29 protein-coding genes and 1 riboswitch are annotated in these 26,443 nt (G+C 56.5%); of the genes, 2 read left to right on the forward strand and 27 right to left on the reverse strand.

The genetic code is table 11. The features are described 5' to 3' along the window. Positions 1-29: 29 nt before the first annotated feature. The 9 genes from ispE to F560_RS0112545 form a co-directional block, all read right to left on the reverse strand. Positions 30-893, reverse strand: a complete 864-nt coding sequence (gene ispE, locus F560_RS0112505; RefSeq protein WP_019006076.1) for a 4-(cytidine 5'-diphospho)-2-C-methyl-D-erythritol kinase — start codon at positions 891-893, stop codon at positions 30-32. Between the two features lie 231 nt (positions 894-1,124). Continuing rightward, positions 1,125-1,304, reverse strand: a complete 180-nt coding sequence (locus tag F560_RS0112510) for a small, acid-soluble spore protein, alpha/beta type (RefSeq protein ID WP_019006077.1) — start codon at positions 1,302-1,304, stop codon at positions 1,125-1,127. A gap of 150 nt (positions 1,305-1,454) precedes the next feature. Continuing rightward, complete coding sequence (veg, locus tag F560_RS0112515; protein ID WP_019006078.1) at positions 1,455-1,730, reverse strand: biofilm formation stimulator Veg; 276 nt, start codon at positions 1,728-1,730, stop codon at positions 1,455-1,457. 68 nt (positions 1,731-1,798) lie between these two features. Further along, entirely contained in the window at positions 1,799-2,680 is an 882-nt protein-coding gene (gene yabG, locus F560_RS0112520; RefSeq protein ID WP_019006079.1) for a sporulation peptidase YabG, read from the reverse strand. 111 nt (positions 2,681-2,791) lie between these two features. After that, positions 2,792-3,691 carry a 16S rRNA (adenine(1518)-N(6)/adenine(1519)-N(6))-dimethyltransferase RsmA gene (gene rsmA / locus F560_RS0112525; protein ID WP_019006080.1) on the reverse strand — a complete coding sequence of 300 codons (900 nt, stop codon included), beginning with the start codon at positions 3,689-3,691 and terminating at the stop codon, positions 2,792-2,794. A gap of 6 nt (positions 3,692-3,697) precedes the next feature. Further along, positions 3,698-4,252 carry a ribonuclease M5 gene (gene rnmV / locus F560_RS0112530; RefSeq protein WP_019006081.1) on the reverse strand — a complete coding sequence of 185 codons (555 nt, stop codon included), beginning with the start codon at positions 4,250-4,252 and terminating at the stop codon, positions 3,698-3,700. A 299-nt stretch (positions 4,253-4,551) separates the two neighbouring features. After that, the gene (locus F560_RS0112535; protein WP_245554841.1) at positions 4,552-5,517 is read right to left on the reverse strand and encodes a resuscitation-promoting factor; all 966 of its coding nucleotides are present in this window, start codon (positions 5,515-5,517) and stop codon (positions 4,552-4,554) included. Positions 5,518-5,968: 451 nt separating this feature from the next. Beyond that, positions 5,969-6,151, reverse strand: a riboswitch (cyclic di-AMP (ydaO/yuaA leader). Between the two features lie 179 nt (positions 6,152-6,330). After that, positions 6,331-7,104: a TatD family hydrolase gene (locus tag F560_RS0112540; RefSeq protein ID WP_019006083.1), complete on the reverse strand. Its 774-nt coding sequence runs from the start codon at positions 7,102-7,104 to the stop codon at positions 6,331-6,333. A gap of 22 nt (positions 7,105-7,126) precedes the next feature. Then, complete coding sequence (locus tag F560_RS0112545) at positions 7,127-8,419, reverse strand: HD domain-containing protein (protein ID WP_020621283.1); 1,293 nt, start codon at positions 8,417-8,419, stop codon at positions 7,127-7,129. A 325-nt stretch (positions 8,420-8,744) separates the two neighbouring features. Between F560_RS0112545 and F560_RS0112550 the strand changes: the two genes are divergently transcribed. Next, on the forward strand, positions 8,745-8,999 hold the full coding sequence (locus F560_RS0112550; RefSeq protein WP_019006085.1) for an AbrB/MazE/SpoVT family DNA-binding domain-containing protein: 255 nt from the start codon (positions 8,745-8,747) through the stop codon (positions 8,997-8,999). 125 nt (positions 9,000-9,124) lie between these two features. Here F560_RS0112550 and rsmI read toward each other — a convergent pair whose 3' ends face one another. The 12 genes from rsmI to F560_RS0112610 form a co-directional block, all read right to left on the reverse strand. Continuing rightward, complete coding sequence (rsmI, locus tag F560_RS0112555; protein ID WP_019006086.1) at positions 9,125-10,084, reverse strand: 16S rRNA (cytidine(1402)-2'-O)-methyltransferase; 960 nt, start codon at positions 10,082-10,084, stop codon at positions 9,125-9,127. Between the two features lie 118 nt (positions 10,085-10,202). Continuing rightward, positions 10,203-10,976, reverse strand: coding sequence for a tRNA1(Val) (adenine(37)-N6)-methyltransferase (locus F560_RS0112560; RefSeq protein WP_019006087.1), 774 nt, complete (start codon positions 10,974-10,976; stop codon positions 10,203-10,205). A gap of 168 nt (positions 10,977-11,144) precedes the next feature. Beyond that, positions 11,145-12,104, reverse strand: a complete 960-nt coding sequence (locus tag F560_RS0112565) for an MraY family glycosyltransferase (RefSeq protein ID WP_019006088.1) — start codon at positions 12,102-12,104, stop codon at positions 11,145-11,147. 180 nt (positions 12,105-12,284) lie between these two features. Beyond that, entirely contained in the window at positions 12,285-12,599 is a 315-nt protein-coding gene (locus F560_RS0112570) for an initiation-control protein YabA (RefSeq protein ID WP_425393281.1), read from the reverse strand. Between the two features lie 90 nt (positions 12,600-12,689). After that, positions 12,690-13,490, reverse strand: coding sequence for a PSP1 domain-containing protein (locus tag F560_RS0112575; protein ID WP_019006090.1), 801 nt, complete (start codon positions 13,488-13,490; stop codon positions 12,690-12,692). Between the two features lie 2 nt (positions 13,491-13,492). Continuing rightward, the gene (holB, locus tag F560_RS0112580; protein ID WP_019006091.1) at positions 13,493-14,470 is read right to left on the reverse strand and encodes a DNA polymerase III subunit delta'; all 978 of its coding nucleotides are present in this window, start codon (positions 14,468-14,470) and stop codon (positions 13,493-13,495) included. A gap of 12 nt (positions 14,471-14,482) precedes the next feature. Next, complete coding sequence (locus F560_RS0112585) at positions 14,483-14,926, reverse strand: YaaR family protein (protein WP_019006092.1); 444 nt, start codon at positions 14,924-14,926, stop codon at positions 14,483-14,485. Between the two features lie 27 nt (positions 14,927-14,953). Then, positions 14,954-15,283: a cyclic-di-AMP receptor gene (locus tag F560_RS0112590; RefSeq protein ID WP_019006093.1), complete on the reverse strand. Its 330-nt coding sequence runs from the start codon at positions 15,281-15,283 to the stop codon at positions 14,954-14,956. A 76-nt stretch (positions 15,284-15,359) separates the two neighbouring features. Beyond that, positions 15,360-16,019, reverse strand: a complete 660-nt coding sequence (gene tmk / locus F560_RS23185) for a dTMP kinase (protein ID WP_019006094.1) — start codon at positions 16,017-16,019, stop codon at positions 15,360-15,362. Between the two features lie 11 nt (positions 16,020-16,030). Beyond that, the gene (gene wsfD / locus F560_RS23190) at positions 16,031-17,506 is read right to left on the reverse strand and encodes a glycan biosynthesis hexose transferase WsfD (RefSeq protein WP_019006095.1); all 1,476 of its coding nucleotides are present in this window, start codon (positions 17,504-17,506) and stop codon (positions 16,031-16,033) included. A 3-nt stretch (positions 17,507-17,509) separates the two neighbouring features. Further along, positions 17,510-19,018: an aminotransferase class I/II-fold pyridoxal phosphate-dependent enzyme gene (locus F560_RS23195; protein ID WP_019006096.1), complete on the reverse strand. Its 1,509-nt coding sequence runs from the start codon at positions 19,016-19,018 to the stop codon at positions 17,510-17,512. Between the two features lie 136 nt (positions 19,019-19,154). Continuing rightward, on the reverse strand, positions 19,155-19,340 hold the full coding sequence (locus tag F560_RS0112610) for a sigma factor G inhibitor Gin (RefSeq protein WP_019006097.1): 186 nt from the start codon (positions 19,338-19,340) through the stop codon (positions 19,155-19,157). Between the two features lie 170 nt (positions 19,341-19,510). On the opposite strand from F560_RS0112610, the gene F560_RS0112615 reads away from it, so the two are divergent. Then, positions 19,511-20,038, forward strand: coding sequence for a hypothetical protein (locus tag F560_RS0112615; protein ID WP_019006098.1), 528 nt, complete (start codon positions 19,511-19,513; stop codon positions 20,036-20,038). 77 nt (positions 20,039-20,115) lie between these two features. Here the strand turns inward: F560_RS0112615 and F560_RS0112620 are convergent, their stop codons facing one another. From F560_RS0112620 to F560_RS0112645, 6 genes are all read right to left on the reverse strand, one after another. Continuing rightward, positions 20,116-20,976 carry a MurR/RpiR family transcriptional regulator gene (locus F560_RS0112620; protein ID WP_019006099.1) on the reverse strand — a complete coding sequence of 287 codons (861 nt, stop codon included), beginning with the start codon at positions 20,974-20,976 and terminating at the stop codon, positions 20,116-20,118. A gap of 238 nt (positions 20,977-21,214) precedes the next feature. Beyond that, positions 21,215-22,897: a DUF4855 domain-containing protein gene (locus tag F560_RS0112625; protein ID WP_019006100.1), complete on the reverse strand. Its 1,683-nt coding sequence runs from the start codon at positions 22,895-22,897 to the stop codon at positions 21,215-21,217. A 22-nt stretch (positions 22,898-22,919) separates the two neighbouring features. Further along, positions 22,920-23,702 (reverse strand): M55 family metallopeptidase, encoded by a 783-nt coding sequence (locus tag F560_RS0112630; protein WP_019006101.1) that lies wholly within the window; start codon positions 23,700-23,702, stop codon positions 22,920-22,922. A gap of 17 nt (positions 23,703-23,719) precedes the next feature. Continuing rightward, positions 23,720-24,625 (reverse strand): Gfo/Idh/MocA family protein, encoded by a 906-nt coding sequence (locus tag F560_RS0112635; protein WP_019006102.1) that lies wholly within the window; start codon positions 24,623-24,625, stop codon positions 23,720-23,722. 62 nt (positions 24,626-24,687) lie between these two features. Then, positions 24,688-25,701: a zinc-dependent alcohol dehydrogenase gene (locus tag F560_RS0112640; protein ID WP_019006103.1), complete on the reverse strand. Its 1,014-nt coding sequence runs from the start codon at positions 25,699-25,701 to the stop codon at positions 24,688-24,690. Beyond that, on the reverse strand, positions 25,698-26,417 hold the full coding sequence (locus tag F560_RS0112645; protein ID WP_019006104.1) for an N-acetylmannosamine-6-phosphate 2-epimerase: 720 nt from the start codon (positions 26,415-26,417) through the stop codon (positions 25,698-25,700). Before F560_RS0112645 ends, F560_RS0112640 begins: the two co-directional genes overlap by 4 nt. Between the last annotated feature and the right edge of the window lie 26 nt (positions 26,418-26,443).

The following is a 26,443-nucleotide window of genomic DNA, read 5'->3' on the forward strand; positions in this document are numbered from 1 at the left end:
TGGAATGATAATATATGTAACACAGTGCGTTATTTTAACCCTGTCAACATCCGAACGACATAGACTTCTTTGCAAAACCCGCGCAAGCCGTTGTACAGCCTCGCCACCTTCGATTCTTTCGCGACAAGGCCGAAGACGGTCGGTCCGCTCCCCGACATCAGCACCCCGTCGGCGCCCAACTTCTCCATGACATTTTTGATTTGCCGGACTTCGGGATAACGATCCAGCGTTACGGTTTCAAGCACGTTGCCGAGCTGGCTGCAAACGTCCCGGAAGGACTTCCGGGCTATGGCATCCAGCATGCCGGAAACGGACGGATGCTCCTTCAGCTCGCTTGCTTTTAGCCTTCCGTATACGTCGGCCGTCGATACGTTGATCGGAGGCTTCGCCAGTACAACCCAGCACTGGGGCGGATTCGGGATCGTCTCCAGGATCTCTCCGCGCCCCCGGGCGATTGCGGTTCCTCCGCGGATGCAGAAAGGCACGTCGGAGCCCAGCTCGGCGCCGAGTTGCTCCAGCTCGCTCAGCGTAAGTCCCAAGTCCCACAGGCGGTTCAGTCCCCTTAGCGTCGCGGCCGCATCGCTGCTGCCGCCGGCAAGACCCGCGGCGACGGGGATATGCTTGTCCAAGTGAATATAGACGCCGCGTCTGACGTTGTACCGTTCCTTCAGCAAGCGCGCCGCCTGAAACGCCAAGTTCTTTTCGTCGAGAGGGATAAAGCCCGCGTAACTGGACAGCACGATCTGGTCGCGCGGCAGTTCGGACATTTCCAGACGATCCGCCAGGTCCACCATCGTCATGATCATCTCGACTTCATGGTAACCGTCTTCCCGCTTGCGAAGCACATCGAGCAATAAATTAATTTTGGCCGGAGCCTTTTCGTAAACTTTCATCATGGTCATCACCTGTCGGCTAAAAACGGTTCGAAAGCTTTACATATTATAACAAACCCCCGGGTGAATTGCGATTTGCGGACTATCCAGGACTTCGGTCGCGGGAAACGGAAAGGAATCGATGCGGATAGAATCGGTGCGGATGCTTGCGAATACAGATACATACGAATCAAGACAGGGCGAACGGTCGTCCGGCACGGCCGCATTCGCCCTGTCTTGTGGTTTTGCGCCTTATTGAGGCTTCCGGGATGCGGCCTGTTCGGCGATCTGAATTGCGCGCTTGACCATGTTCCCGGCATCCTTGGCGCGAATGCCGCCCCAGCCCTCCCGCTCGACCGTACCGTAGAACCCTAGGTCTTTGGCCAGTTCGGCTTTGAACTGTTCGGACATCGTGCTTCGTCTGCGGCCCATTGAAACGCCTCCTTAAGACAAGTGACGCCAATTCGGACGCCCGAATTTAGAATGCCCCGTTCGGGCGCAAGCGAATCTTTATCGGCCCCGCCATTGCAAAACGGACAACCACGCGCCTTAAGCGCATGATTGCCCGCTGTGAAAAACGTGTCAATGCGTCATAAAGTTGATGCGTACTTGGCCGTCGTCGTTGCAGACCATCACTTCCACGGATTCGGTCAGAATATCAGCGTAGCTATACGAAACCCGCTTGAAGGCATTCTGTTCCTGATCCAGCTTGACAATAAAAACGGACGGGTAGATCTCTTCCAACACGCCGGTTCGTTCGACGGTTTTGCGGCGTCCACCATTGGCGCGGAGCATGATTCTGGAGCCAACGTGCGGTTCCAAACTCCGCCTGATCTCCATAAGCGTGTTTTTAGCCATGATCCACTACCACCTCTTTCCCTGTAAATTATAACTAAAAAGAGGCGATGTGTCAAATAAGATGATTATTATATCAGCGATCCCGTTTTTTTGTCAATGGCGTTTTTCATGCTTGGAAGCCCAATCCGATATTTCCCCATCGTTTCAATGCCGCCGACTCCCTGAATGCCGCTGATGGTATGCGAGATCACGTCGGCAATGTCGATCGTATCGCGAAAGGGAGTAAGGGCAGCCCGAACCGCTACATACACCGGATCAAGCGCATGAATCATAATCCGGCCGGGAGAGCTGGCAAAATTAGCCCCTGCCGACAGAATGGCTTCGAAGTGGGATTGGCACGCTCCCGCGACAACCACGAGCGAATCGCGATGCTTTTCGTATTCCCTGGCCACGTACACCGCGCGGACAAAATTGACGGAGTTTTTGTAGCTGCTCAAATTTTGGTAATCTTTTCGATGCTTCAGCACCCCGTCATGCCCCGTAATCACGACGATATCCGGCCTGACCTGCGGCAACAGACGCATAAGCACCTGGGGCATTTGCGATTCGTGGCAATAAGTGCCCTGCGCGGGAACGCCGAGCTGCGCGTAAACCGCCATGCTTTTCTTGAGGTAGTTCGAATCCCCGTCAAGATGAAGCACTTTGCCGGGCAGCTCGAAATAAGGCTCGCGCCGCAGCGGGCCTTGCTGCAGGGCGGGTGCGATCTTCGGTTTAAGCTGCGCCAGCTCCACCTTCATTCGCCGCAGCGTTTCATGGGTCTGAATGCGCGCTTGAAGCGTTCCTTCGAGCTCGTCCGGGTCTCGCACCGCGTGGAGATCATCGATCCTTGAATCGGCCAGCAGACGATAATCCGTCCCGCGCAGAACCGCCAAGCGGCCGGATAGAGCCGCTATCCGGAACAGAATGTCTCCGCCGTACGATTTGCGGACGACCAGGTCACCCTGCTTCATGGGCTAATCACCTCTTTCGTCTATCCTATGGAGGCGAATCCCGCATGGTGCAGAGCGTCTGCAAAATGATTGCCGATCCCTTTCATGTTTGTTGGCGGCCGCATTTGGGGCTTACTTCACCAATCCTGCTTCCGCAAGCGCGCCTTCGAGGCGGGCGAATTCGGCAAGCGAGAGCGTCTCGCCGCGCCGCTCGGGCGCAATGCCGGCGGCGCTCAGCACCTCCGCCAGCTCCGCTTTGCGATCCTTGCCGAAGAAGGCCGTCAGGTTGTTGTGCAGCGTCTTGCGCCGCTGCGCGAATGCGGCATGAACGATGCGGAAAAACCGCTCCTCGCTCGCCACTTCGACGGGCGGCTTGCTTCTGCGCTTCAACCGAATGACCGCCGACTCGACATTCGGCGCCGGGATGAAGGAACCCGGCGGCACGGTGCAGACGTATTCCGGCTCGCAATAATATTGAACGGCGATGCTGAGCGCGCCGTACTCTTTGCCCCCCGGAGCTGCGGCCATACGTTCGGCCACTTCCTTCTGCACCATCACGACGATCGATTCGACCGGCAGCTTGTCCTCGAGCAGCTTCATCACGATCGGCGTCGTCACGTAATACGGCAGGTTGGCGACCACGCTTACGCTTTCGCATTCGGCGAACCGTTCGTTCCACAAAGGCCGAAGATCGGCTTTCAGCACATCCGCGTGCAGCAGGGTGACATTGTCGTAGATGGCGAGCACATCCCGCAGAATCGGAATGAGCCGGTCGTCGATTTCGACAGCCGCCACCTGTCCCGCCTCCTGCGCCAGCCGCTCCGTGAGCGCCCCGATGCCCGGGCCGATTTCGAGCGCGCCTTTGGTCGGCCCCAAATCGGCTGCCGCGATGATCTTGTCCAAAATATTTTTGTCGATCAGAAAATTTTGTCCCAGGCTTTTCCGAAACGTAAATCCGTGCCTGCGAATAATTTCTTTGGTCCGGCTCGGAGTCGCGATAGCGGCTCCGCTGCGGACGACGCTTTTGTCCATAGCCGTCTACAATCCTTCCCGCTCCAGCTGCGATAACGCGCTTGCGAACTCCTCACGCGTAATGCGGAACATTACGCAGCGCTTGTAAAACTGTTTGCCGTTCGCGTATCCGATACCGAGCAGCTCGCCCATCCGCCGGCGGCGCTGCGCGGCCGAACCGTGAACGATCAGCCCCGCCTCCAACAGATCGGTCCAGGCGATTTCCGGCTCGTCGCCCTTCTCCGGCGCCTCTCCGCTGCGGGCCTTAGCGAGCGCCTGCCGGATCGCTTCGTCGGTTGCGTGCTCGACGCCGATCCCGTCCTTGCCGCGGGCTTCGGCCCGGGTCAGAAACGCGTGCTTGCAATCCGGAATCCGCTCGGCGATGATTTTGCGAATCCGCTCGCCCGGCACGTCCGGATCCGTAAACACGATGACGCCTCGGCGCTTGTGCGCCAGCTCGATTCGGCGGAGGACGTCTTCGCCGATCGCCGATCCCCCGGTCTCGATCGTCTCGGCCGAAACCGCGCGCCGGATGGCGGCCGTATCGTCTTTTCCCTCCACCACAATGACTTCTCGAATCATGTTTTGCCATTCCGCCTTCTTCGTATCCCGTATAAATGCAACAAATCTTATTATAACCGAGAACGGGATCGTGCCGCATGCCGGCGGATGCATCGGTCCTAATGCGTCGCATCGTCACCGCGACACCGGCCCCCGTCCCCGAAATTGCAAAAAGAAGGGGCGTAACGCCCCTTCCACTATCATTGCCGCTGTATTTCGCATATGCTGCGGACGCGTCCCGCGGTTGGCATCCCCGATCGACGCATCCCGATATCGGCCCGATCCGCGGCTCCGGTTCGGATCGGCTTCAAGCCTGGCGATCAGCTCGCCGACGGCTTGACAGGTCCGATCACATATACCGTATATCCGCTTCTCGCGCCGAATTTGTTGGCATATTTCTCGCTGTCGAAATACACATCGATTTTTTTCCCTTTGATGGCGCTGCCGGTATCTTCGGCACGGCGGAAGCCGATGCCTTCGATGTAAACCCACCAGCCGAGTGGGATCACATCGGGGTCGACGGCAATCGTCCGCCCTTCCTCCACCTTCGTGCCGGATGCGGTAATGCCGTAGCCCTCGTCTCCGACATCTTTGCCTGTGGAAGCCGGACCGGCCGAATAAGCGGTCAGCTTGACGTTTTTCAGCACGCGCTTGACCTTGACCGACTGTCCGTTAAGCTTGACGATGTTGTTCGCATCGTACGACATGATCTTGACTTCCGGCGCTTTTTTCTTGGTGCCGACCGCCACGACCTTCTGCACGGCCGGTTTTGCCACCGTCTTGGAAATCAACTGGTCGCTGACCAGACGGCCGTCTACATAAACGCGCTCGAACTTTTTGACCAGCAAGCCTTCCCTACCGGATTGAACGACTTTTTTCTTACCTTCGAGCAACGTGCCGTCCTTCTTCTCAACGATCGTGAAGGTGACCGGATGCTTCGTCTCCACGATCTCTTTTTTCACTCGCAGCACTTGAATGGTCATACCGTCCGTTATCGGCGTCGTCGGACCGGGATAAACCCGATCGTTCGCCGAAAGCGTGATGTTCGCTGCCCGCAGCACATCCCGAACGGTATCTGCGGTTGTATATCGGATTTCCTTTTTTCCGTCTGCCTGCAACGTAATGCGGGCCGCACGCGTAATCGCGATCGTGCTGCCTTCTTCCAGCTTGGCATCGAGCGGTTGGGAGATTTCATCTTGCGGGCCGATGACGATATTATGCTCCGAAAGAAGCGATCGCACATCGGAGACTTTGGTTTTGATAACGGTTGTCTTCCCGCCGTCCACAACGGTCACGCTTCTTGCGGACGCGTCGTGTAGCAGCAATAAGAACAAGATGGTCATAGCAAAAGAGAGAATTGCGCTGAGGAGAATCAAACGCAAATGCTCATGCTTCCATCGCGCTGCGAAAAGCTTGCCGGTCGGTCGTGGATCATGGGTGTTCCCGACAGGAACAGTTCCCATTTTCTCGTTCCTCCTTCATAGCCCCGCCGTCGACTGTTACGCATGACTTCGTCTGACGCGACTATCCTTTTTTGATAACGGCGCAATGCTTCGCGCGAAGCGGCATTCGCACGGAAGACGCGCGCCGTCCTGACCAGTGAAGGTCTCACCTTGTGGCTGAAACCATTCGCCCTTTTTGTTACACCGAAAACGGACAACAAAAAAAGCCGACGGACAGAGGATCTGTTCGTGGCTTCCGCTTGCGGCAACTAAAGGGAAATGGGCAGCACGAGATGACCTCTCTCTCATACGCTTGCGAGGTTAGCTGTCGGGTTCGGACCTCGAGAGTAGCCCTATTCGCTTTGAAGCGAAATTCACCCCAAGATTGCTCGTCCGCCGAAGCCGTGTTCTGGCAATCGTACACAACTTCCGCGTCGGGTCCCCCGCTCTCCTTGCGGAGATTCAGCGCACTGGAAAAGGGATGCCATATTCAAACTCTTGGAATTGATCATAACCTCTTGGCGGCGAAGGTGTAAAGAAGGCGTAAAGAGCGAATTTCTCCATTTTCCGGCGGAAAAAGCTCTGTTTTTTGAATTTTATCGAGCCGAGTCCAGTTTTTTCTGACAATAGGTTTATTTTTCTCGAAATGTTACCGTTTTATCTCGCAAGTCCCAAACAGGTGCGGCTATTTAAGGATGTTAAATTAGCAAATTCTTCCACTGTTTTCCCTTTTATTTCCGCTCCTGCCTCCGCTACGAAACGCACATATGCGGACTCGTTTCGCTTCCCTCGATAGGGGTGGGGGGTAAGGTAAGGCGCGTCGGTTTCAATCAAAATCCGGTCGTCCGGAACCTTCGCCAGCACCTCTTTGGGCACCCTTGCGTTTTTGAACGTGACCGGTCCGCCAAACGAAATATAGAAATTCATGTCGAGACATTGCTTCGCGATCTCCCAGCTTCCGGAAAAACAATGCATGATGCCGCCTACCTCGGACGCCCCCTCTTCCTTCAGCAGACGGACGACATCCTCGTGCGCGTCACGATTGTGGATGACGATCGGTTTTTTGAGCCGCTTGGCCAGACGGATTTGCTCCCGGAACACGGTGTGCTGGATTTCTTTAGGGGACGTGTCCCAATAGTAATCGAGCCCGATTTCGCCAATGGCGACCACTTTCGGATGCGCGCACAGCCGCTCGATCCATGCCAGATCCTCTTCCAGTCTCATGTCGATCGCATCCGTCGGATGCCAGCCTACGGCCGCATAAATAAACGGGTATTGTTCCGCCAGCGCCATGGTGGTCGGAATCGTTTCACGGTTGAAGCCGATGTTGACGATGATATCCACGCCAGCCTCGCGCGCGCGGGCGATGACTTCCGCGCGGTCGTTGTCGAATTTGGGGGAGTCGAGATGAGCGTGTGTGTCGATAAGCATAGCGTAATTTGTCTCCTTCGGTTTAAATTCCAAAAAGCTCGCGGGTTTCCGGCTTAAGCGCCGGCGCCTTTTTGCTGACCTCGTCTGCGGGATAGTACAGATAGTATTGTCCCCGGTGCAGCCCGGTAATGGAGCGGATAATGTCCGATTTGACCGAAATTTCCGTCAGCCTTTCCTTGGAATCCAGCAGCAAAATCGGCGGTTTTTCCGCCCCGTCCGGCTCCGCTCCCGGTTTATAGACGTCATACGGAAGATCGACAGGGGTATCGGCTTCCAGGTGATACTCGGGGTGAAGGCCGGCTTCCGCCCATTCGCCGCGAAGGCGCTCGATCAAGGCATCGTCCCGTTGATCCAGCGAGATGTATTTGTAGAGCCGGCGGTTTAAAAAACGCGAACAAAGGTCGGCAAGCAATTCGTCCCGCTCCTTCGTCCATTGTCCGAACGTCGTCTGCACCATGGCTTCGTCCACCGCCAAATACGATTCGACCGTAAGCGTGCCTTCGAACAGTTGCCGAAGCTGCGGCAGCAGGAACGCGAAGCGGTAGCCGGATTGGAACAGCTCTTTCGCCCTGCGGAAAATTTGCCTTAAGACGATCTCCGAACTCCGGGTCACGGGGTGAAAATAAACCTGCCAATACATTTGATACCGGGACATCAAGTAATCCTCAACGGCGTGCATCCCGCTTTCCTTGACGACAATGCGGCCCTGGAACGGCCGGAGCACGCGCAGAATCCGGTCGAGATCGAACGTGCCGTAATGGACGCCGGTAAAGTAGGCGTCCCGAAGCAAATAATCCATGCGGTCGGCATCCATTTGGCTCGAGACGAGGCTGATTACGATCTGCTTGTCGTAATCCTTGCGGATGACGGCCGCCACCCGCTCGGGAAAATCGTCCCCGACTTCCCTCAATATCCGGTTGATATTCGTGTCGCCGAGGATAATGTCGCAAGACCATTTCTCATGATCGTTACCGAATACCTGTTCGATCGAGTGCGAAAAGGGGCCGTGTCCGATATCGTGCAGTAAAGCCGCGCACAAACAGACCAGATTCTCCTCTTGCGGCCAATCGAGATAGCGGTTCCGTTCAAATTGGCTTATAATTTTTCTCGTAATTTCATACACGCCGAGCGAATGCGAGAATCGGCTGTGTTCCGCACCGTGGAAGGTCAAATAGGTCGTGCCCAGCTGCCGGATGCGCCGCAACCTCTGGAATTCCGGTGTATTGATCAACTTCCAGATCGTCTGGTCTTGCACATAAATCGAATGGTGAACCGGATCTTTAAACACCTTTTCCTCTTCCAACCGACGGCTCATCGACAGCACCTCCATTAAATGTCATCATCCGACATTCCGCCAAGATAAATGTCGAATTTTGTCTAATTATTTATCGAAACCCGATTTCGTCGTTTCTTCCGAAATAATTCGCCGTTATCGTTGCCATTCCCCTATAAAACAAGTATTATCAAGCAATATTATGATTAAAAATCTCAAATCCGCGATTTATTTGGTTGACTTAAATGGGAATGGTTGGTATGATAATAATCGACAATTCGGGAAAAATGTCGAATCCTGACGAACGTAAGCAAGTTTCTCAAAATAGCATTGCTTTTATTTTAACCTGAAAAGAGGGAGTTTCCAAATGATGAAATCTACGGGAATTGTTCGTAAAGTCGATGAATTGGGACGGGTGGTCATTCCGATCGAATTGCGCCGCACTTTGGGAATCGGCGAGAAGGATGCGTTGGAAATTTATGTAGACGGAGAACGCATCATGCTGAAAAAATACGAGCCGGCCTGCATCTTCTGCGGCAACGCGGAAAACGTCATTTACTTCAAAGGAAAAATTGTTTGCCGAGATTGTTTGAAGGATTTGCCTGTACCTGTGACAAATTAAAAAAAATACGTTATAATACCTTTGTGAGCTTGTATTCTGTTAATTCTAACCTTTTTATATCTCCTTATGCTCCCTCCCGATCGAAGCCTCGGGAGGGAACTTTTTTTGTTTGGCCGGCTTGAACGTCATCGCTCGCTTTCGATCAGCGCCTGATAAACATCCCGGCGAGACAACCCGCGATCCTTGGCGACAAGCCGCATCGCTTCCTTGCGGCTCAGCTTGTCCGTCTGTTCATAACGCTCCACGTGCTGCGCCACGGTCAGATCCCGCCACCAGGCGCCGGCATCGGATTGCGGACGCTCATCGGTGCCGTACGTTTTTCCTTCGATGACCAGACAGATTTCTCCCAAAGGCGGAAAGGCCTCGACATGTTGCAGGCAAGAACGAACCGTTCCCCTCACGACTTCTTCATGCCGCTTGGTCAGTTCCCGTACGACGGCCGCTCTGCGGCTTCCCCATTTTTCCGCCATCGTCTGCAGCGTCTTGACCAGCCGGTGCGGCGATTCATAAAAGACGAGCGTGCCCGGTTCTTCGCCCAGCTGTTCAAGCAGTTGCTCCAGCCCTTTGCGTTGCCTGGGCGGAAAGCCCGCAAAGAGAAACCGGCCGGTCGGCAAACCGGACACGATCAGCGCTGACAGCGCGGCATTGGCCCCGGGCACCGGCACGACCGGAACGCCTTGCGAGACCGCTTCCGCCACCAGCTCGGCGCCCGGATCGGATATGGCCGGAATGCCGGCGTCGCTGACCAGGGCAATATTCTTGCCGTCCAGAAGCATCCGGATCAACTCCGGGCCGCTCGATTCTTTATTATGTTCGTGATAGCTGACAAGCCGGTTCGAAATGCCGAAATGCGTGAGCAGCTTGCGCGTTTGCCGCGTATCCTCCGCCGCGATCAGATCGGCCTCTTTGAGGATGCGAATCGCCCGGAAGGTCATATCCTCCAAATTGCCGATCGGCGTTCCCACCAAATAAAGCGTGCCGGTCTGCTGCTGTTCGCCGAAGCTCTTTTGAACGGCGGCTCTTTCCGCCGGATGATGTCCGCCCCGCTCCAGATCGTTCACGAAATGTCCTCCTTCCGGCTGCATGTTGTTCGGGCTTGTCCCGATCAGCGCGTTTTTCCTCGAGTGTTTCTTCTTATTATATATGGGTAAATATGGAGGCAAAACAAGTCTTGCCTTGACCCTGTCCCGTCCGTTCTTCGGGTTAAAATTTCAACCGGTTCTTTTCGCCGTAAAAGACGTCGAGAAGCTCTTGGGTATACTCCGTTCCTTTGCCCTCGTAGACGATCAGCGGCGGCAGCAGCCGAACCTCCGGGCGGCCGTCCTTCAACGCGTCGAGCAGGACCATGTTCGCCTCCGCGTCCGCCCGCGGATGAACGAAGCGTATTCGCTTCGGCTCCAGCCGGTGCCGCCGCATCGTCTCCACAATATCCGCCAGTCTTGCCGGCCGATGCACCATCGATACGCGCCCTCCCGGTTTCACAAGCCTGGAAGCGGCAGCGGCGACATCGTCCAGCGTACAGCCGATTTCGTGGCGGGCCATCGCCTGGTGCCAGTTTTCTTTACGATCTCCCGTATGGACGGGCAAATAAGGCGGGTTGACCGTAACGGCGTCGTACGGCACGGCCTCCGGGTCGGCAAATGTCTTCAGATCGGCCTCGATGATTCGCACCTGCTCCCCAAGGCCGTTCATTTCGACGCTGCGCCTGGCCATGTCCGCAAGACGCGGCTGAATCTCAACCCCGTCAATGCGGGCGCCTGTACGCGTTGTCAGCAGCAGCGGCACGACGCCGTTGCCCGTGCACAAATCGAGGACGCGTCCGCGCGGCGGCACGCTGGCGAATCGGGCGAGCAGCACGGCGTCCAGCGAGAAGCTGAAAACTTCGGCGCTCTGGATGATCTTCAGTTCGTACGTCAGCAGATCGTCAATCCGCTCGCCGGGCAGCAGGTTCGGTATCGGCCGCATTTCTTTTTCCATCTCCATCCGATCTCCGTTTCCATTAGCTTACTCGATTCGGGGTTCGATTTCATCTTTCCGCTCAAAAGAAGACAGGCCCCCAACGTCTCCGATGACCGAGGACCTGTTTGTTCCGCTTTGACTGTTGCGCCGCCATGCCCTTTGCCGCTTCCGTTAACCCCCGGGAACTTATCCTTGGGCCAGCAGAAGCACGATCGAGAACAAGCCGAAGCAAAGGTTCACCAAGTACAGGAAAGAAACGACCTGAACCGGCTTCATGCCGGTCTCCAGCAGGCGGTAATGGACCTGCGACGCATCGGCCCGGTAGATGGGAACCCCCTTCATCAACCGGACAAGAACGACGCGGATGTTGTCGAGAATCGGGACGCCAAGGGCCAAAATCGGAATGAATAAGGAAATCAAGGTCGCCTGCTTGAACGCACCGTCGAGTGCGACGACGCCGAGCATAAAACCGAGGAACGTCGCTCCCGCATCCCCCATAAACACCTTGGCAGGCGGCCGGTTGAACAGCAAATAGCCGATGGAGACGCCGACCGTGATCACGGCCATCATCGCCGAATCCTGCTGCCCCATGACAAGGGCGACGACCAGCAGCGTGCCGCCCGATATGGCGGATAATCCGCCCGCCAACCCGTCCATGCCGTCGGAAAAGTTGATCACCGTCGTCACGCCGAAAATCCAAAGCACCGTAAACAGAAACGACAACCATTCGGGCAAAACGACGTATGCGCCGTTCAGCGGATTTTCAAACCCCGCGAAGACAACGCCGGAGGCATAGACAAGAATGGCGGCCGATATCTGCACGAGGAACTTGGGCAGAGCGGGAAACTCTTTGCCATGCGTCTTGTGCCAGTCGTCCACGAGCCCGATCAGCAGAACAAGCAAGCCGCCTCCGAGTATCGCCCCCGTCTGAAGCCAAGAATCCCGCACGAAAATCAGATAAACGGCAATAAACGCAATATAGATAGCAATCCCGGCCGTCAGCGGGATGGGTTCTTTGTGTATTTTGCGCGCGCTGTCCGATCTGGGCTTATCTACAAAGCCGATTCGCAGCGCCACTTGTTTCAATGGAGGAATGAGCGAGATCACGATAAAGAAAGACAACGCGAAAGCGATAAAATAACTCATCGTCGACTCCTTTCCCGCTTCGACAGTCTATTTCCTCGATTGTAGTCGGAAAAGTTTGATAGTGTCAACGCTAGAAGCATTAAGCTTTATTAATCGGAGCGCCGCAGGCGAACGTTAAAAAAGCCGCCCGTCCTATCGGACAGACGGCGTGTTCTTCACGCTTCGGGTTGCTTACCGCTTTTATTTGCTCAGGAATGACAAGCAGAACAGGCAGTCGCCTTCCAAACGCAAATGCCCGTAGTACACATTGCAAATATGAAAACCTTCGTGATAAAGCCGGGCCAAATTGTCGTGGCCTTCTCCCACGCCAACGATCGAAGACGATTTCTCTTTCCCTTTGACGACGGCCGATTCGTCTGTCGCCTCTTGCGGAAATTCTGCAGTCGTCTCGCGCTTCAGGACTTTGCGCAGCTGCTGGTTTTCAATTCGGAGCCGTTGATTTTCTTCGAGCAATTCTTTGATCTGCAGCTTGAGATCGCCGAAGTGCGTGTGCATATGGCCCAAAGCTGCTTCAAGTTCGTCCACGCGAAGGAAAATGTCTTTCATCAACACCTTACACCTCAAGCCCCAGGTAGTGTTGCAACATTAATTGACCACAACGTCCTCAAACGGCAATTCTTTCACTTTTCCGAGCTCAAACAACTGGACATGAACGGTGCGGTTTCCCGCATTAAGCCCGACGACCTTGCCTTCTCCGAAGGAAGTGATGACGATCTTGCCGACGGCCGGCATCTCTTCCTTCGCGCTTTCGTAATTGTCGTGCTCGTATTTCAGACAGCACATCAACCGTCCGCACAGGCCCGATATTTTGGTCGGATTCAGCGATAAATTCTGATCTTTGGCCATCTTGATGGAGACCGGTTCGAAGTCCCCCAGCCATGAAGAACAGCAGAGAACGCGTCCGCACGGACCGATTCCTCCGAGCATCTTGGCTTCGTCTCGTACGCCGATCTGGCGCAGTTCAATGCGGGTCCTAAAGACGCTGGCCAGATCCTTGACCAACTCCCGAAAGTCGACGCGCCCTTCAGCCGTGAAGTAAAAAATGATTTTATTCCGGTCAAACGTGTATTCCACGTCCACCAGCTTCATTTGCAACTGGTGATCCTTAATCTTCTGCAGCCCGATCGCGAAAGCGTTCTTCGCCGCATTGCGGTTCTCTTCCACCGTATGGGCGTCATGCTCTCCGGCAATGCGGATGACCTTCTTGAGCGGCAGCACGACATCCGATTCGTCAACCTTCTTCGGCCCGACCACGACAGTACCGTACTCGACACCGCGCGCCGTTTCCACAATAACGTGCTGATCTTTGGAGACAGGGTGCTCGGCGGGATCGAAATAATAGACTTTGCCCGCTTTCTTGAAGCGGACACCGACAACATCGTACAACGCTACCCCTCCCGCGCGTTTACCAGAAATTGCTCCATGGCTAGCTGCGGCTGCACATGAGCCTTGATGCGGCGAGCCGCCGTCAGCGCCGTTTCCATCGCATGGACCCAAGCGTCAATACTTCGGCTCCAGGCATGCTTGGCAATCCAATCGGCTTGGTCGGAGAACACCATCTTCTGATGACGACCTGTCATCGCGTATATCATATCTCTAAACCATAAAGCGAACATTTGCAGGATCGTGTCCGCATAATTGGAAAGTTCTGTCTTAAATACCTGTTGTTGGGCGGTAAGCAAAACGCCAGGAAACTGGGAGAACATCTCCTTGCCTAATTGTATCACTACGTTTCGAGTTTCTGCAAACCAATTCTGTTCGACCAGCTCCCGGCTTGCTTCCAATCCGGCCGCCAAATGAACGGCCGTCCGCGCAAGCAGCGGCGGTTTGCCTTCGGCAACGAGCGCCTGCTCCATCTCCTCGGGATTGCCGGGTACGAACGGAATCAGCTGCGTGCGCGACAGGATCGTCGGCAGCAGCGATTGCGCGCTTGGCGCAATCAAAATCGCCACGACCGGCGACGGAGGTTCTTCCAGAAATTTGAGCAAGCTGTTGGCCGCCTGCACGGTCATCGTCTCGGCGCCTTCGATTCGGTACACTTTGCGGCCTGCTCCGGCGTTGCGGTACGACAGATCGCGCTGCAGTTCCCGAATCTGTTCGATCTTCACCGCCGCCCCGTCCGGAACGATCGTATGCCAGTCGGGGTGGTTGCCGTGCTTCACTTTCCGGCACGACAAGCATTCCCCGCATGCGTCGTCGCCCTGCCGTTCGCACAGCAGCGTCTGCGCCAACGCCTCGGCCATCGCCCGCTTTCCGCTGCCGGGCGGGCCGGCGAACAAGTAGGCGTGCGCTACTTTTCCGGAACGAATCGCCCGCTGCAGCAGCATTTTCGCCCGGTGCTGTCCGGGAACATCGCGCATCGCCATCTCCAATCCCCCTTAAAAAACCAGGTTGATGAGCAGCCCCCGGATTTCGCCGACCTTCTCCAACAGCTCAAGGCGGCCTTCTTCCGTTTGAAGCAGCTCTTCTCCCATTTGAACGAGCACGGCATCGACTTCCTCGAGAATTTTGTATCTTTTCCCGCGGCCGCGATGATCCCAGCCCCTTGTTTCTTTCAATCCGATTCCTCTGCGCAAGGTATCTTCCAGGAAGCTTTTGACCATATTCCGGTATAACCGAAGTTCCCGTACCGTCATCGAACGCATCAGACGGTCGCCCTGGGCCCGGATATCCTCCAGCTTGCGCTGCAATTCCTCCTGCGTCCGTTCTCCTTCCTGCTGCTGCAGAAAATCGCCGAACGTCTGCGTCTGAGGGGGGCGGGACGGCATGTCGCTTCGCTGAACCGTTTTGTTCCTCGGAAAGTACCCCGATTCGATCTTCACATCCATCACCGCCAAGGTTGTTCGTCATCAAAAATGCTCGAAGCGTTCGACCGGCAGGACGAATACCGCCGCGCCGCCAACCTGAACTTCCACCGGAAACGGAATATACGAATCCGCCGCGCCGCTGACCGGAGAGACCGGGGTAACCAGCTGGTCGCGAACCTTGCAGTTGGAGCGAATGACATCGAGAACTTGCTGTACGCGGTCATCCTCGATCCCGATCAGGAACGTCGTATTGCCTGCTTTCAGAAATCCTCCCGTGCTGGCCAGCTTGGTCGCGCGAAAGCCTTCTTTAATCAGCGCATTGGACAGACGATTGCTGTCCTTGTCTTGTATGACCGCTATCACAAGCTTCATCTGCATGCTCCTCCTTCGGCTATCCGGAATTTTTTGCTTCCTATATTAATTATACACGTTATGGCCGAATTCCTCTTTATTTTGTTTCATTCAATTTGGCCGCCAAATGCAGCCAGGCCTCCCGCAGGAGGTCATCCGGCGCTTGCATCGCGTCCAGGGTGACGATCCGCTCCGGATAACGCCTTGCCACTTCCCGGTAACCGTCCCGCACCTTGCGGTGAAAAGCCAGCCCCTCGAGATCGAGACGGTTGACCTCGCGCCCGGCGTCCGCCCGAATTCTCGCAAGTCCCGCTTCGGGTTCCAGATCCAGATACAGCGTCATCGCGGGCATGCAGCCTTCGACGGCAAAGCGGTTGATTTCCCATACTTCGTCCATGCCCAATCCCCGCGCATAGCCTTGGTAAGCCAGGCTGCTGTCGATGAACCGGTCGCACAATACGATTGCGCCTCTCGCTAATGCCGGCAGCACGACTTCTACCAGATGCTGCCTTCTTGCCGCAGCGTAAAGCAGCGCCTCCGTTCGCCCGTCCATGGCGGTATGATTCCGCTCCAAAATAACGGCCCGTATCGACTCCGCAATCGGGCTGCCGCCCGGCTCGCGCGTCGTCACCACATCGTATCCCGCTTGTTGGAGCCGGTCCGCCAGGCCGCCGATCAGCGTCGTTTTGCCCGAGCCTTCCCCGCCTTCGAATGTGATGAACGTTCCTTTGGACACCGGCGTTTCCCCTTCCCGCATCTATCCCTGATCTATCCCTTTCGGTTCAAAAAGCGGCCTGCCGCCGCGATTCGGAAGATCCCGTAAACCGCGCCCGCAAGGACGCTAAAGACTATCATATCAAAGCTAACGTTGAACATAAACAAATGCTTGCCCAAATCGGCTTCACCGTCCCCGACAATCGGAATCATGATCGCCATGACGCCGGTAAGCGCCACGACCGCGAGCGTTTCCGCTTTTAACCGGGACTTTCGGTCCGTTCGCCACAGCCACCACGCCGCCAGCCCGGCCGCAAAAAGCGCGTAAACGGCGGCAAACCACCCGAACGTATGAGGCATCCGCTTCGCCTTCCATTCGCTCCAGCTGCTGAATTCGTAGGACAATGCGCCGGGAGGCTTGCCCGCCTCTTTCTCGTAATTTCCCAGGTAATACGGCCGGATGAACGCCCCGTTCGCGGCGGCTTTTTCCAGCTTGCCGACAAACCGTCCCGGATGCTTGAGATAGAACAGGGCAATATCCTTGTGGCTCAGCTTTTCCAATACTTCCTTCCGCAAGGTCGGATCGCGCTGCGGAATGGCGGTGTCTTTTTGAAAGTAGTTCGTCCCCGCGAGGACCGCGTATTTTTCCGGAATGCCGAGCTCGCGCATATCTCCGGCCACGTCCGGAGAATCCTTGAGGACGCCGTAAAAGATGGACTGATAGAGATTCGTATGCTTCAACCGGTCCGGCGCCGCGACAATCATGATCACCGAACCGGCGATGAGCACGCATACGCCCGCCAGCACCTGCCTGTGCCATCGGCGGTCTTGACGAAGGCCCATCATGCGCCAAGCGAGCAGAGCGAACGCGAACCCGAGCGGAGCGTTTTGGATTTTGGAGCTGGCCACCGCCAGCGCCGCTCCGATGAACAAGACGAGCAATCCGCCGGTCGGTTTCTCCATAGAGGATATGGCCAGAGCGGACGCAACCGCCAGCAGCATCCCGATCAGCGCGTAGGGTTCGCCGTAAAACGACTGAAAATAAGCCGTATACCCAATGTCGCCGAATATCCATACGACAAGCGCGCCCAATGCCGCCGCGAATGCGGCCGTCGCTTTTTTGCCGCCCGGGGCGGGCGCAAAGCGGACAAGCAAAAACAATGCGGTAAGAAAGAAAAGAAGGTAGAAAGCCCCCAGAAACCGAATGTCATACGTCTGCCCGTTAAAAATACGGGAAACGAGACCGGAAACCGCAACCAGAAGAACATGCGTGGAGACGTAACCGCCGGGCGTGAAGCTTCCGTATGCATATTGGGAATGGGAGTATGCAAAATATCGATCCTCATAAGCTTCGCCGGGATCGAGCGGCGCGATGCCGGACACGCTCATGACCCGCGCAAAATCGCCGTTGTCGGCCATGCCGATAACCGGAGGAATCATGAGCAGGCAGATAATCAGCCCCGCCGCTGCCAGCACGCAAATCCAGGCGATAGGTCTGCGGAAATCCTGTATAGGCAAAATTCGTTTCATGCGTTACCTCTCCATATGGGGTTCTTTTTCTCCGCACGATACCGTCCGGACTCGGATCGCTGAAAGAGTCGCATCCTCGGCGCCCTGGAATTTGGCTCCGCGTTTTTGCCACTTGCGAAGCTCCGCAATCGTCTCTTGGGTGATGCGCTCCCCCGGATAAAGCAGCGGAATCCCCGGCGGGTAGGGAATGATCCATTCGCCGGCCAGACGGCCTGCGGCTTCTTCCAGCGGTATTTTCTCCGTCTCCATCGGTCTGCGGCTAAACGCCACCGGTTCCGAAACGCAATCCGCGGCAACCGGTTCCGGCCGGGATGGCGAAGGCGAAAACCGTTCATCGGCGCGGCCGGCAGGCTGCAGCCTTTCGGCGATATCGTTCAGCGCGCGGACAAGCGCATATCCGTCCTCGGGCACCGTCCCGGGACCGAAGGCGAGCACGACATGCCGGTAGTCGGCCATTTCGGCCATGCAGCCGCGTTTCTCCAGTTCGTCCCGCAGCCGGTATCCGTCCCATGCGCCCGTTTCGTCATAAAGCGTCAGCTTTAGCGGGTCGAGCCCCACGGGAGGGCGCGGCGCAACGGCCCGAATCGGCATGGTCGCAAGCTGCTCACGAACATATCCGGCCGTCCGGAGGGCGTTTTCGAACATCCGTTCTTTTTCCGTATGAAGCTGGCGCCGCGCCAAATCCAGCGAGGCCATAATCGGGTAAGAAGGGCTTGAGCTCTGCACCATTCGCAGCATTTGCCTTACGGCCGACCGGTCGATCAGCCGGCCTTGCATGTGGAGCAGCGCCCCCATCGTCAGCGAAGCCAGCATTTTATGCGCCGATTGCACCACGATATCCGCCCCGGCCTGCAAGGCGCTGGCCGGAAATTCGCCATGCCGGCCAAAATGCGCCCCGTGCGCTTCGTCGACAAGCACCGGCACCCCCCGATCGTGAGCGCAGTCGACAATAGCGGACAATTCGCTGCTCAATCCGTAATAATTCGGGTTGGTGATCAGCAGCGCCTTCGCTTCCGGATAGCGTTCCAATCCCGCCCGAACGGTCTGAACGGACGGCGCGACCGCCAGCCCCGATGCCGTCTCCAGCTCCGGCGCCAGAAAGACCGCCCTCGCTCCGGCAAGCATCAATCCGTGAATCACCGATTTATGCGAATTGCGCTGCACCAGCACCAGATCGCCGGGCTGGCAGACGGCCAGAATCATGGCGAGATTTCCGGCCGTGCTGCCGCCGACAAGCAAGCAGGTCTCGTCCGCGCCGAAACATTCCGCGGCGAGCTTTTCCGCTTCGGCGATCACCCCTTCCGGCTGATGCAAATCGTCGGTATCCGAAAGTTCCGTCAAATCGATGGGCAGCATCGGACGAAACCGCGCATCCGCGTCATCGTCGTTCCAAACCGCCCGCTGCTTGTGTCCCGGCACGTGAAACGGAATCCAATTTTGCTCCGCATGGCGTTTCAGCGCCTCATAGAGGGGAGCTCTTGCTGCATGAAGCTTCGATTCCGGATGCGTCACGAAGATCCCCCTTCATTTTGCTTTGATCGTGGTTTATTATACCAGAACCGCCTCCGAAATCGCCTCACGGAAAAAAACCGCCAGCCCCGCTAACGGATCTGACGGTTGTGTTCCTCAAAGGATGCCCCTTGCGAAATCACGCATGGAAGCGAACCCATATTTGCCTTAATCGGCGAACAAAGAAAGGATATCTTTCATCCTCCACTTTGGTATGAACGATCTCCGATTCGCAAGAGTGACAGATGAATTCGTTGACGACCGTTATCCCTTCCTGCTTCCGTTCGCCGCATACAATACAGGCTTTAGCTTCGTCTTGCTCCATCGACACTCCCTCCTGCAGGCTCTATTAGGTATAGTATGGATCAAATTCTATGAAAATATACATCCTTTCATAGCTCCGGCCCAAAAAATATTGCGGCCGATCCATAACATTCCTCCGCTTCGGTTCCGATGAATAAGAACAGAGCCTGCGCTAACTGAAGGAGTGATTGCATGGCTTATTCGCTTATGGAACAAGACCCGGTAATCTACCATTACAAATTGATTCGCAAAATCCCGCTTCGCCCCGAAGCAAAATACAGCTATATGACCACCGCGGTGATGGGAATCGGCGCCATAACGGCGATATACGGATGGATCGGGCTCCTTTATACGCTGCTTGGTTTTCTTATCATGACCGCGATTCACGCAGCCGTACTGCGGCTTGCTTTAAGAAGAGTCGACGAGTTTTCCATGAAACGCTGGGCGTTCCGCTACGACTGGCCCTGGTTCGGTCCGCTTCCGGTGATGGATACGACGCTATGGCTTTTTCGCCGGCTTCATTTTCATTTGTTCGTGGTCGGCTGCTGCATTGCCGGCTTGTTTTATCCTTGGGCTCACGCTTCGTTGCTGATTTCGCTGCTGTATTGGCACGTTTGGCTGTTAACGCCCCGCGTAACCCTGCTGTTCAACATGATCGGGGAAAATGGCGACGGCGTCCTGCGGCTGACTTCGGAGGAAGTTTCGTATTACCATCGATGAGCGCGTTCCTCAAAATGGCGGGATTTCGGAATGATGGGAGCGGCTTAAGGGATCGGGGGCGGAGGAAGGGACGGACTTCAGTACAGCTTGCTCGAAATGGCTTTGGCCGTTCTCTCGCGGTTTTTGAACGCTTCGTCCTTCATGCCTTGCGACACGGCAACGCTCAGGATGTCAAGCACCGTAATTTGCGACAATTTCGAAGACATCGAGCTTCCTTGGAACGGGTTTTCCCTCGAGACGGTCAACAAAACGATATCCGCAACCTTCACAATAGGCGAACGGGCATTGCTCGTAATCGCGATGACGGTGGCTCCCGCCTTTTTCGCCAACGTTAAATTATCGATCGTGTCCTTCGTGCTGCCGGTCACGGAAAGACCGACCGCCACATCGCCGGGACCCATCAAAGAAGCCTTCATCGCTTGAAAGTGCGTATCCGGGGTGAAGCTGCTGTTCTTGCCCATGCGCATGAACGTGTACGCCGCTTGCATCGCGGAAAAACCGGACGATCCGACGCCGAAGAAGTCGATATGTCTTGCGGCGATAAGCGCTTCTACCGCGCGATTCAATTGCTCCGATTGCAGCAGCTCGCGGGTTTGCTCCAAGATCTGATGGTGGCTTGCGATGAGCTTCTGGCTGATCGTATGGGGGTCGTCCCCTTCGGCGACTTCCATCGGCAAACGTTCGACAGGCTTGACCAAATCCTGAGCCAACGAAAGCTTGAAATCCTGAAATCCGTTAAATTTCAGCTTTCGGCACAGCCTGAGAACGGTTGTCTCGCCGACCCCCGCTCGTTCCGCCAATTCCGTAACGGACTGATAGATTACCTCCTGAGCATGCTCCAGGATGTATTTCGCGATGATTTGTTCCTTTTTCGTCAGGCCGCTCATGTGGCTCCGAATGCTCAGCAATGTTTTCCCGGTTTCCAGAACGCTGTCCAATGCAACTCAACCCGCTTTCCGTCGCCCTTATGCCGAAATTCGATACGGTTATGCGAACTTCGGGAGGACACGTAATCAAGCTTCATCTTATGACGAATTTATCCGCAAGTCAACAAATATAATGGAGAATTTCGCTATACCTTTCAGAGCCGGAAGCCGGGCATCGCACGATTAAGGCTTCGAAAATGCCGTCGGGAGAGATCCCGAATCCGGGGCGACCTCTCCCGACGAAAGTTCGTTAAGGCCGATAGACGCCTTTTACATACCGATACGTCTTGTCATAGACCTGGCGCGCGTCGGCGTCGGCCGACTCGGCCGCTTTCTTCAACGTCTTGACCTGTTGGTAAAACGCTTTGAACGAATGCATGTATCCGTACTCGACGCCTTTATCCAAATACGCGTAATATTTCCCGCGAAGCGCGGCATCCGTCAGCACGCCGTCGGACAGTTCATGCTCGACTCCCATGCCGTGGTCGTAAGCCGCCTGCGCAACCGCATCGAGCCGGTCGGCCGTCGTGTTGTGGAACAGGTAGTTGGGCTGCATGATGGCCGTATCGAAGCCGTTGGCTTCCCAATCGCTCCAGCCGCGGGCGAAATAATACGGAATCCACTGCAATTTGGCGCCCTTGCCGTGCACATAATCCGACGTCCACCGGATCAGCCGGTCTTCGTAAATCGTCGTTTGCCGCGACAAAAACTCGTTGTACCAATAGAAGGCCGCCAATCGGATGTTTTTGTACCCGGCCGCGTTCCAGCGTTTGTACGCCTCGTCCACGTACCACTTCACGACTTTCTGGCGGTTTTGAAGCGCCTGTTCTTCGCCGACTTCCTTCACGTTCATGTTTTCGCTGATTCCGTCGCCGTCCACATCGCCGAAGTCGCTTTGATCCGTGCGCGGATAGGGAATCGAGATGACCACCTTGGCCTCGTACCCGCCCTTCTTCAGCTCCGCTTTCGCTTCGCCGACCGCCTGATCGAGCGCGCCGAGATCGTAATCGGTTCGGAACAGGCGATCCAACGTCTTCTCCCAATCCGCCTTATCGGTCGGCAAGCCGGACGCGCCATAATTGGCGCCGTTCAGCAGCGGACCGTATTGCAGGAACAGGAAGCCGTCAAACATATAGTCTTTCCGGTTCATTTGCTCATCTACGTAAGAAACGTAAGGCTTCAGGTCTTCCTTAGTGTAAGATATCCAATCCGCGGGCTCGTATTGCCATTCGCCGGTATAGAGCAGCACTTCGTTGCGAATTCCTCCTGCCGCCTTGGAGCCTGCTTTCGGATAGCCCTTTTGCGGCTGCGGTTGGCCGTCGTTCGGACGCGGCTTCTTGCCGGATCGGTCCCGCGAACCGAGCACCTCGATCTCGTCCATGAACACCCAGGATTGAACCGGGATGTCCAGCTTCACGTAACGAGCCGTTCGGTTGAGGTTGCCGATTCCGATTTTCTGGGTGACGGGTCCCTGAAGCGTTGTCGGCAGACCGCTCAAGCCGTCGTCCAGCCGTTCCCACTTCTTGCCGTTCTCCGAGACATAAAAGGCGACGGAAGAAGGGAAGAAGATGCCGTTTTTGTTATCCTGCAGCACGTTGACATAAATGGCCTGAACGGTGTCGATCTCGCCCAAATCGATCGTCACGATTCGGCTTCCTTGCCAGATTCGGCCCACGAAGGCAGGGTTGGAAAAGGTCGTGCCGCCGTATTCCCCGTCCGTAAGCTGCTTTCCGGTGTCGTCCGGGTGAGCCGCTTCCGTCTGGCCGAACAGCGCATCGGGCGGATAAGGCGTCTGAAGCGTGTAGCTTTTGCCCAAAGCCAAATTCACAAGCTCCGAATCGGGCTTCGCCGGAGACGCGTCGGCGGCGGCGCCGGAGAAAGACGCGCCCGCCAGCAGGACGGCAAGGAGAGAAAGCAAAGATTTTCTCGACATGGGAATCCTCCTCGAATTCATTTTACAAGGGCAACTCGGACAGGTCGGACGTCGTCACCCGGACCGTTCGTTCGTCCAGGAAAACGGCGGTCGGATGACGGAGCCAATACGGATCTTCGATGGGCCGATAATATCGGGCTTCGAAGGTAAACGGCCCCTGAATCCCCGTAAAAGGCGGAATGCTCGCGATCCGTTCCACCGCCTTGGCCGCTCCTTCGCGAATGAGACGGCACGCTTGATCCGAAGGCAGATGATCCGCGGCCTCGATTCCCTTGCCTCGCTTGGTGACCGCGGTCACGATTTCGGGAATGAACATGGAGGCCTCCGCCGCAGCCTTGTCGTCCCCCGACAGAAAAATAACGGGAATCCCTTTTAGCCCGGCCATCAAGGCCCGCGCGCCGAACTCCCCGATAAAGACATCGTTCAACCGGTAATACATCACGTCCCGCGAAGCGTACGTATGATTCAGTGGCGCCGCTACCGTGCCCGCCATCGCATGCTGGCCGACGAACAGCATCGCGTCGTAGCGGCCGCTTTCCAGAAGCCGATAGACGCTCGTGCCGAAAAGGCGGATATAACGGCAGCCGACCAGATCGTCCGGGAACAATCCTCCGGTTCCATGCCCGTCGACCACATCGACGGAAGCATGCGGATCGATCGCCCGGATCCCTTCGACGCATGCGTTCGTCTCGCGCCCGAGCTGCTTCATGCCGGGGCCCTTCAAGGCAACGTCCTTCGTTCGGGTTTGGCTGAACGAATCGACGCCGGCAACTCCCTCCAAATCCGTAATAACGATAAAATTCATGGGCCGCCCTCCCGGCTTTACAGATTGACCGGCTTGCCGCTTGCTTTGCTCTCGTTGGCCGCCTCGATAAAACGGATAATCTCCAGCGTCAGATCCATCCCGACGTCGGGCACGCCCGTCTCGAACATCTTCATGACGCGCTCCAGCAAGCTGGCGTAGAAAGGCTTCTCTTCGTCGGCAATCTGCACGAAAGAGGAACGCCGTTCCCGATGAATGGCCGCTGCGAACGGGTACCCGCCCGAACGGCTGCCGCGCACGGTGCCGACCGTTCCGTTGCTCCATCTGCCGACAATCGTTTCCTGGTCGCCGGAGGCGGACGCCTCGACGCTTGCGCAGCCGCCGCCCATTACGGCATAGAGCATTTCCGCCAAATGAATGCCGTACCAGAAATACCCGTTCTGGGTCGGCTCCATGTACATCGGACCGTACCCATCCATCCCGAGCACCGGATCGTCCTCGTAAAGGCTGAGCTGCTTGGTCAAGGCTTCGGCATAACGCAGCGCCGAGGCGCTCATGACCGGCACGCCGGTGGATTCGGCCAGCCTCGCGATGGCGGCCGCCTCTTTGTAATCGCAAGCAAGCGGCTTGTCGATGAAAATCGGCTTTCCGTATGGAACCAGCGTTTCAAATTGCTCGCGATGGACGCGCCCGTCCGCCGACAGCAGCAGAACGGCGTCGCATTCGGCGGCCACCTGCTCCGGATGGCTTGCCAGCTTGACGTTGAATTGCCGATTGAGCCGCTCCGCAAAGCCCGCAACTCTGGACATGCTGAGTTCGAAGTCGGAAGAGCCTCCCGGATAAGCCATGACGACTTCGCCGCCCTTGACATGGTAGCGGTGCGAACGATCGTTCAAAAGCTCGGTGAAAGCGATGGAATGGGAAGTGTCCGTGCCGACGATCCCGATTCTTAACCGTTCCGGCATGCCATCACGTCCTCTGTTTGTCATTCGTCTTTTTTCGATTCGAAGCCCGGCGTCCGCGGCGCTCAGTCGTAACGCAGCAGCACGCCCAGCGTCCCGCGGATATCCTCTTTCATCGCCTTATAAGCTTCCGGGGCGCGATGAATGGAAACCTCATGGGTCAGCAGGGAATCGATCCGAAGCCGCCCTTCTTCCAACTGGCGCACGAATTCGCCCATGTTGCGGCCTTCCGTCCAGCGGACGTACGAACGGGGATAGTCGATGTTGCGGTCCTCGTACTGCTCGTCGTACCGACCGGGCCCCGCCGCGCGGGCAATCAAGAAATCGGCCTCCTTTTGGAAAAAGAGCTCGCGCGGAAATTCAATCGGCACATTGCCGACGAGCACGAATTTTCCCCGGAACGCCAGCTTCTCCATGCTGGAAGCGATAATGTTCGGGCTGGACGCATGCGCGACGAGCGCGATGCCGTCGAACCCGCAGCCGTCCGTGAACCGTTCGATATGCGCGTCAAGCTGCCCGTCGTCGGCCGGATACGCTTCCACTCCGACCGCCCTGGCGGCGGCGACACGGGCCGGGTCCTTATCGGTAGCCAGCACGCGGTAGTTGGCTTGTTTGCACAGCTGCGCCATCAACTGCCCCAATAGGCCCAAACCTACGATCCAGACGGTCTCCCCGAATTGCAGCGACATTCTTCGCACGCTATGAATCGCGACCGAACCCAATCCGACCAGCGCCGCTTCCCGCAGCCATCGGCCGGAAGACAATTTCGCACACAATTGCCTGGGAACCGACAGCATCTCGGCATGATGCACATAAGGACCGCCATAACAGGCGACAAAATCTCCGGGCTTCAAATCCCTGACTTCCGAGCCGACGGCCGCGACTTCTCCGGATGCGCTGTAGCCCAACTTGAACCCGTCGGGAACGTCCATGTTATGAATCAAATTCAGCTCCGTACCGGGGCTAATGGCGGAATAGCGGACGTTGACGAGTACGCGGTGCGGATTCGACTCGGACAGGACGGGCGCTTCGGCCTCCTCCAGCACCGCTGCCCGCTGCTTGACGACGATTTGCTTCATGAACGCAAGCCCCCTCTAGGATCCGTTGCTTCGCATTTGTCCAAGTAATCGGCAATCCGGTCGACAAAACGTCTCGTCACAAGCTGCGGACGCGTGATCGCGCTTCCGACCACCACATAATCGGCTCCGCACGAGAGCGCGGCGACGGCATCGTCGGCGCTCCATATTCTCCCTTCCGCCATCAGAGGGATGGTCAGCTTGCCGCACAGCGCCCGGATCAGCCCCATATCCGGCTCTTCCCGTTGGGGACTGTAGGGCGTATAACCCGACAGCGTCGTCGATACGTAATCCGCGCCCAATTGCTCCGCCGCAACGCCTTCTTCGGCGACGGATATATCCGCTATGACCTGCGCCCCCGCCTGATGAATATAATCGATGAGCCGTTTGCCTTGAGCGTAGCGGTTCTCGCGGTTGGTCAAATCCAAAGCGACGATATCGGCTCCCGCTTCCAGAATCGCTTCGACGTCTTGCAGCTCCGGCGTGATATAAATATCCGAGCCGGGAATTTCCCGCTTGATCAGGCCGATCACGGGAATGCTCACCGCCTGTTTAATGGCCTTGATATCGTCGCAGCCGTTGGAACGAATGCCGATCGCTCCTCCCTGTTCAGCCGCCATGGCCATGCGGACCATGAACTCCGGCCCGTATAGCGGATCCCCCGGAGCGGCCTGGCAAGATACGATTAAGCCTTTCTTCGTTAGCGACCGAATCGCCATTTGCAGGTACCCCTTCCTATGCATGC

The sequence above is a fragment of the Cohnella laeviribosi DSM 21336 genome (assembly GCF_000378425.1).
Lineage (GTDB): Bacteria > Bacillota > Bacilli > Paenibacillales > Paenibacillaceae > Cohnella > Cohnella laeviribosi.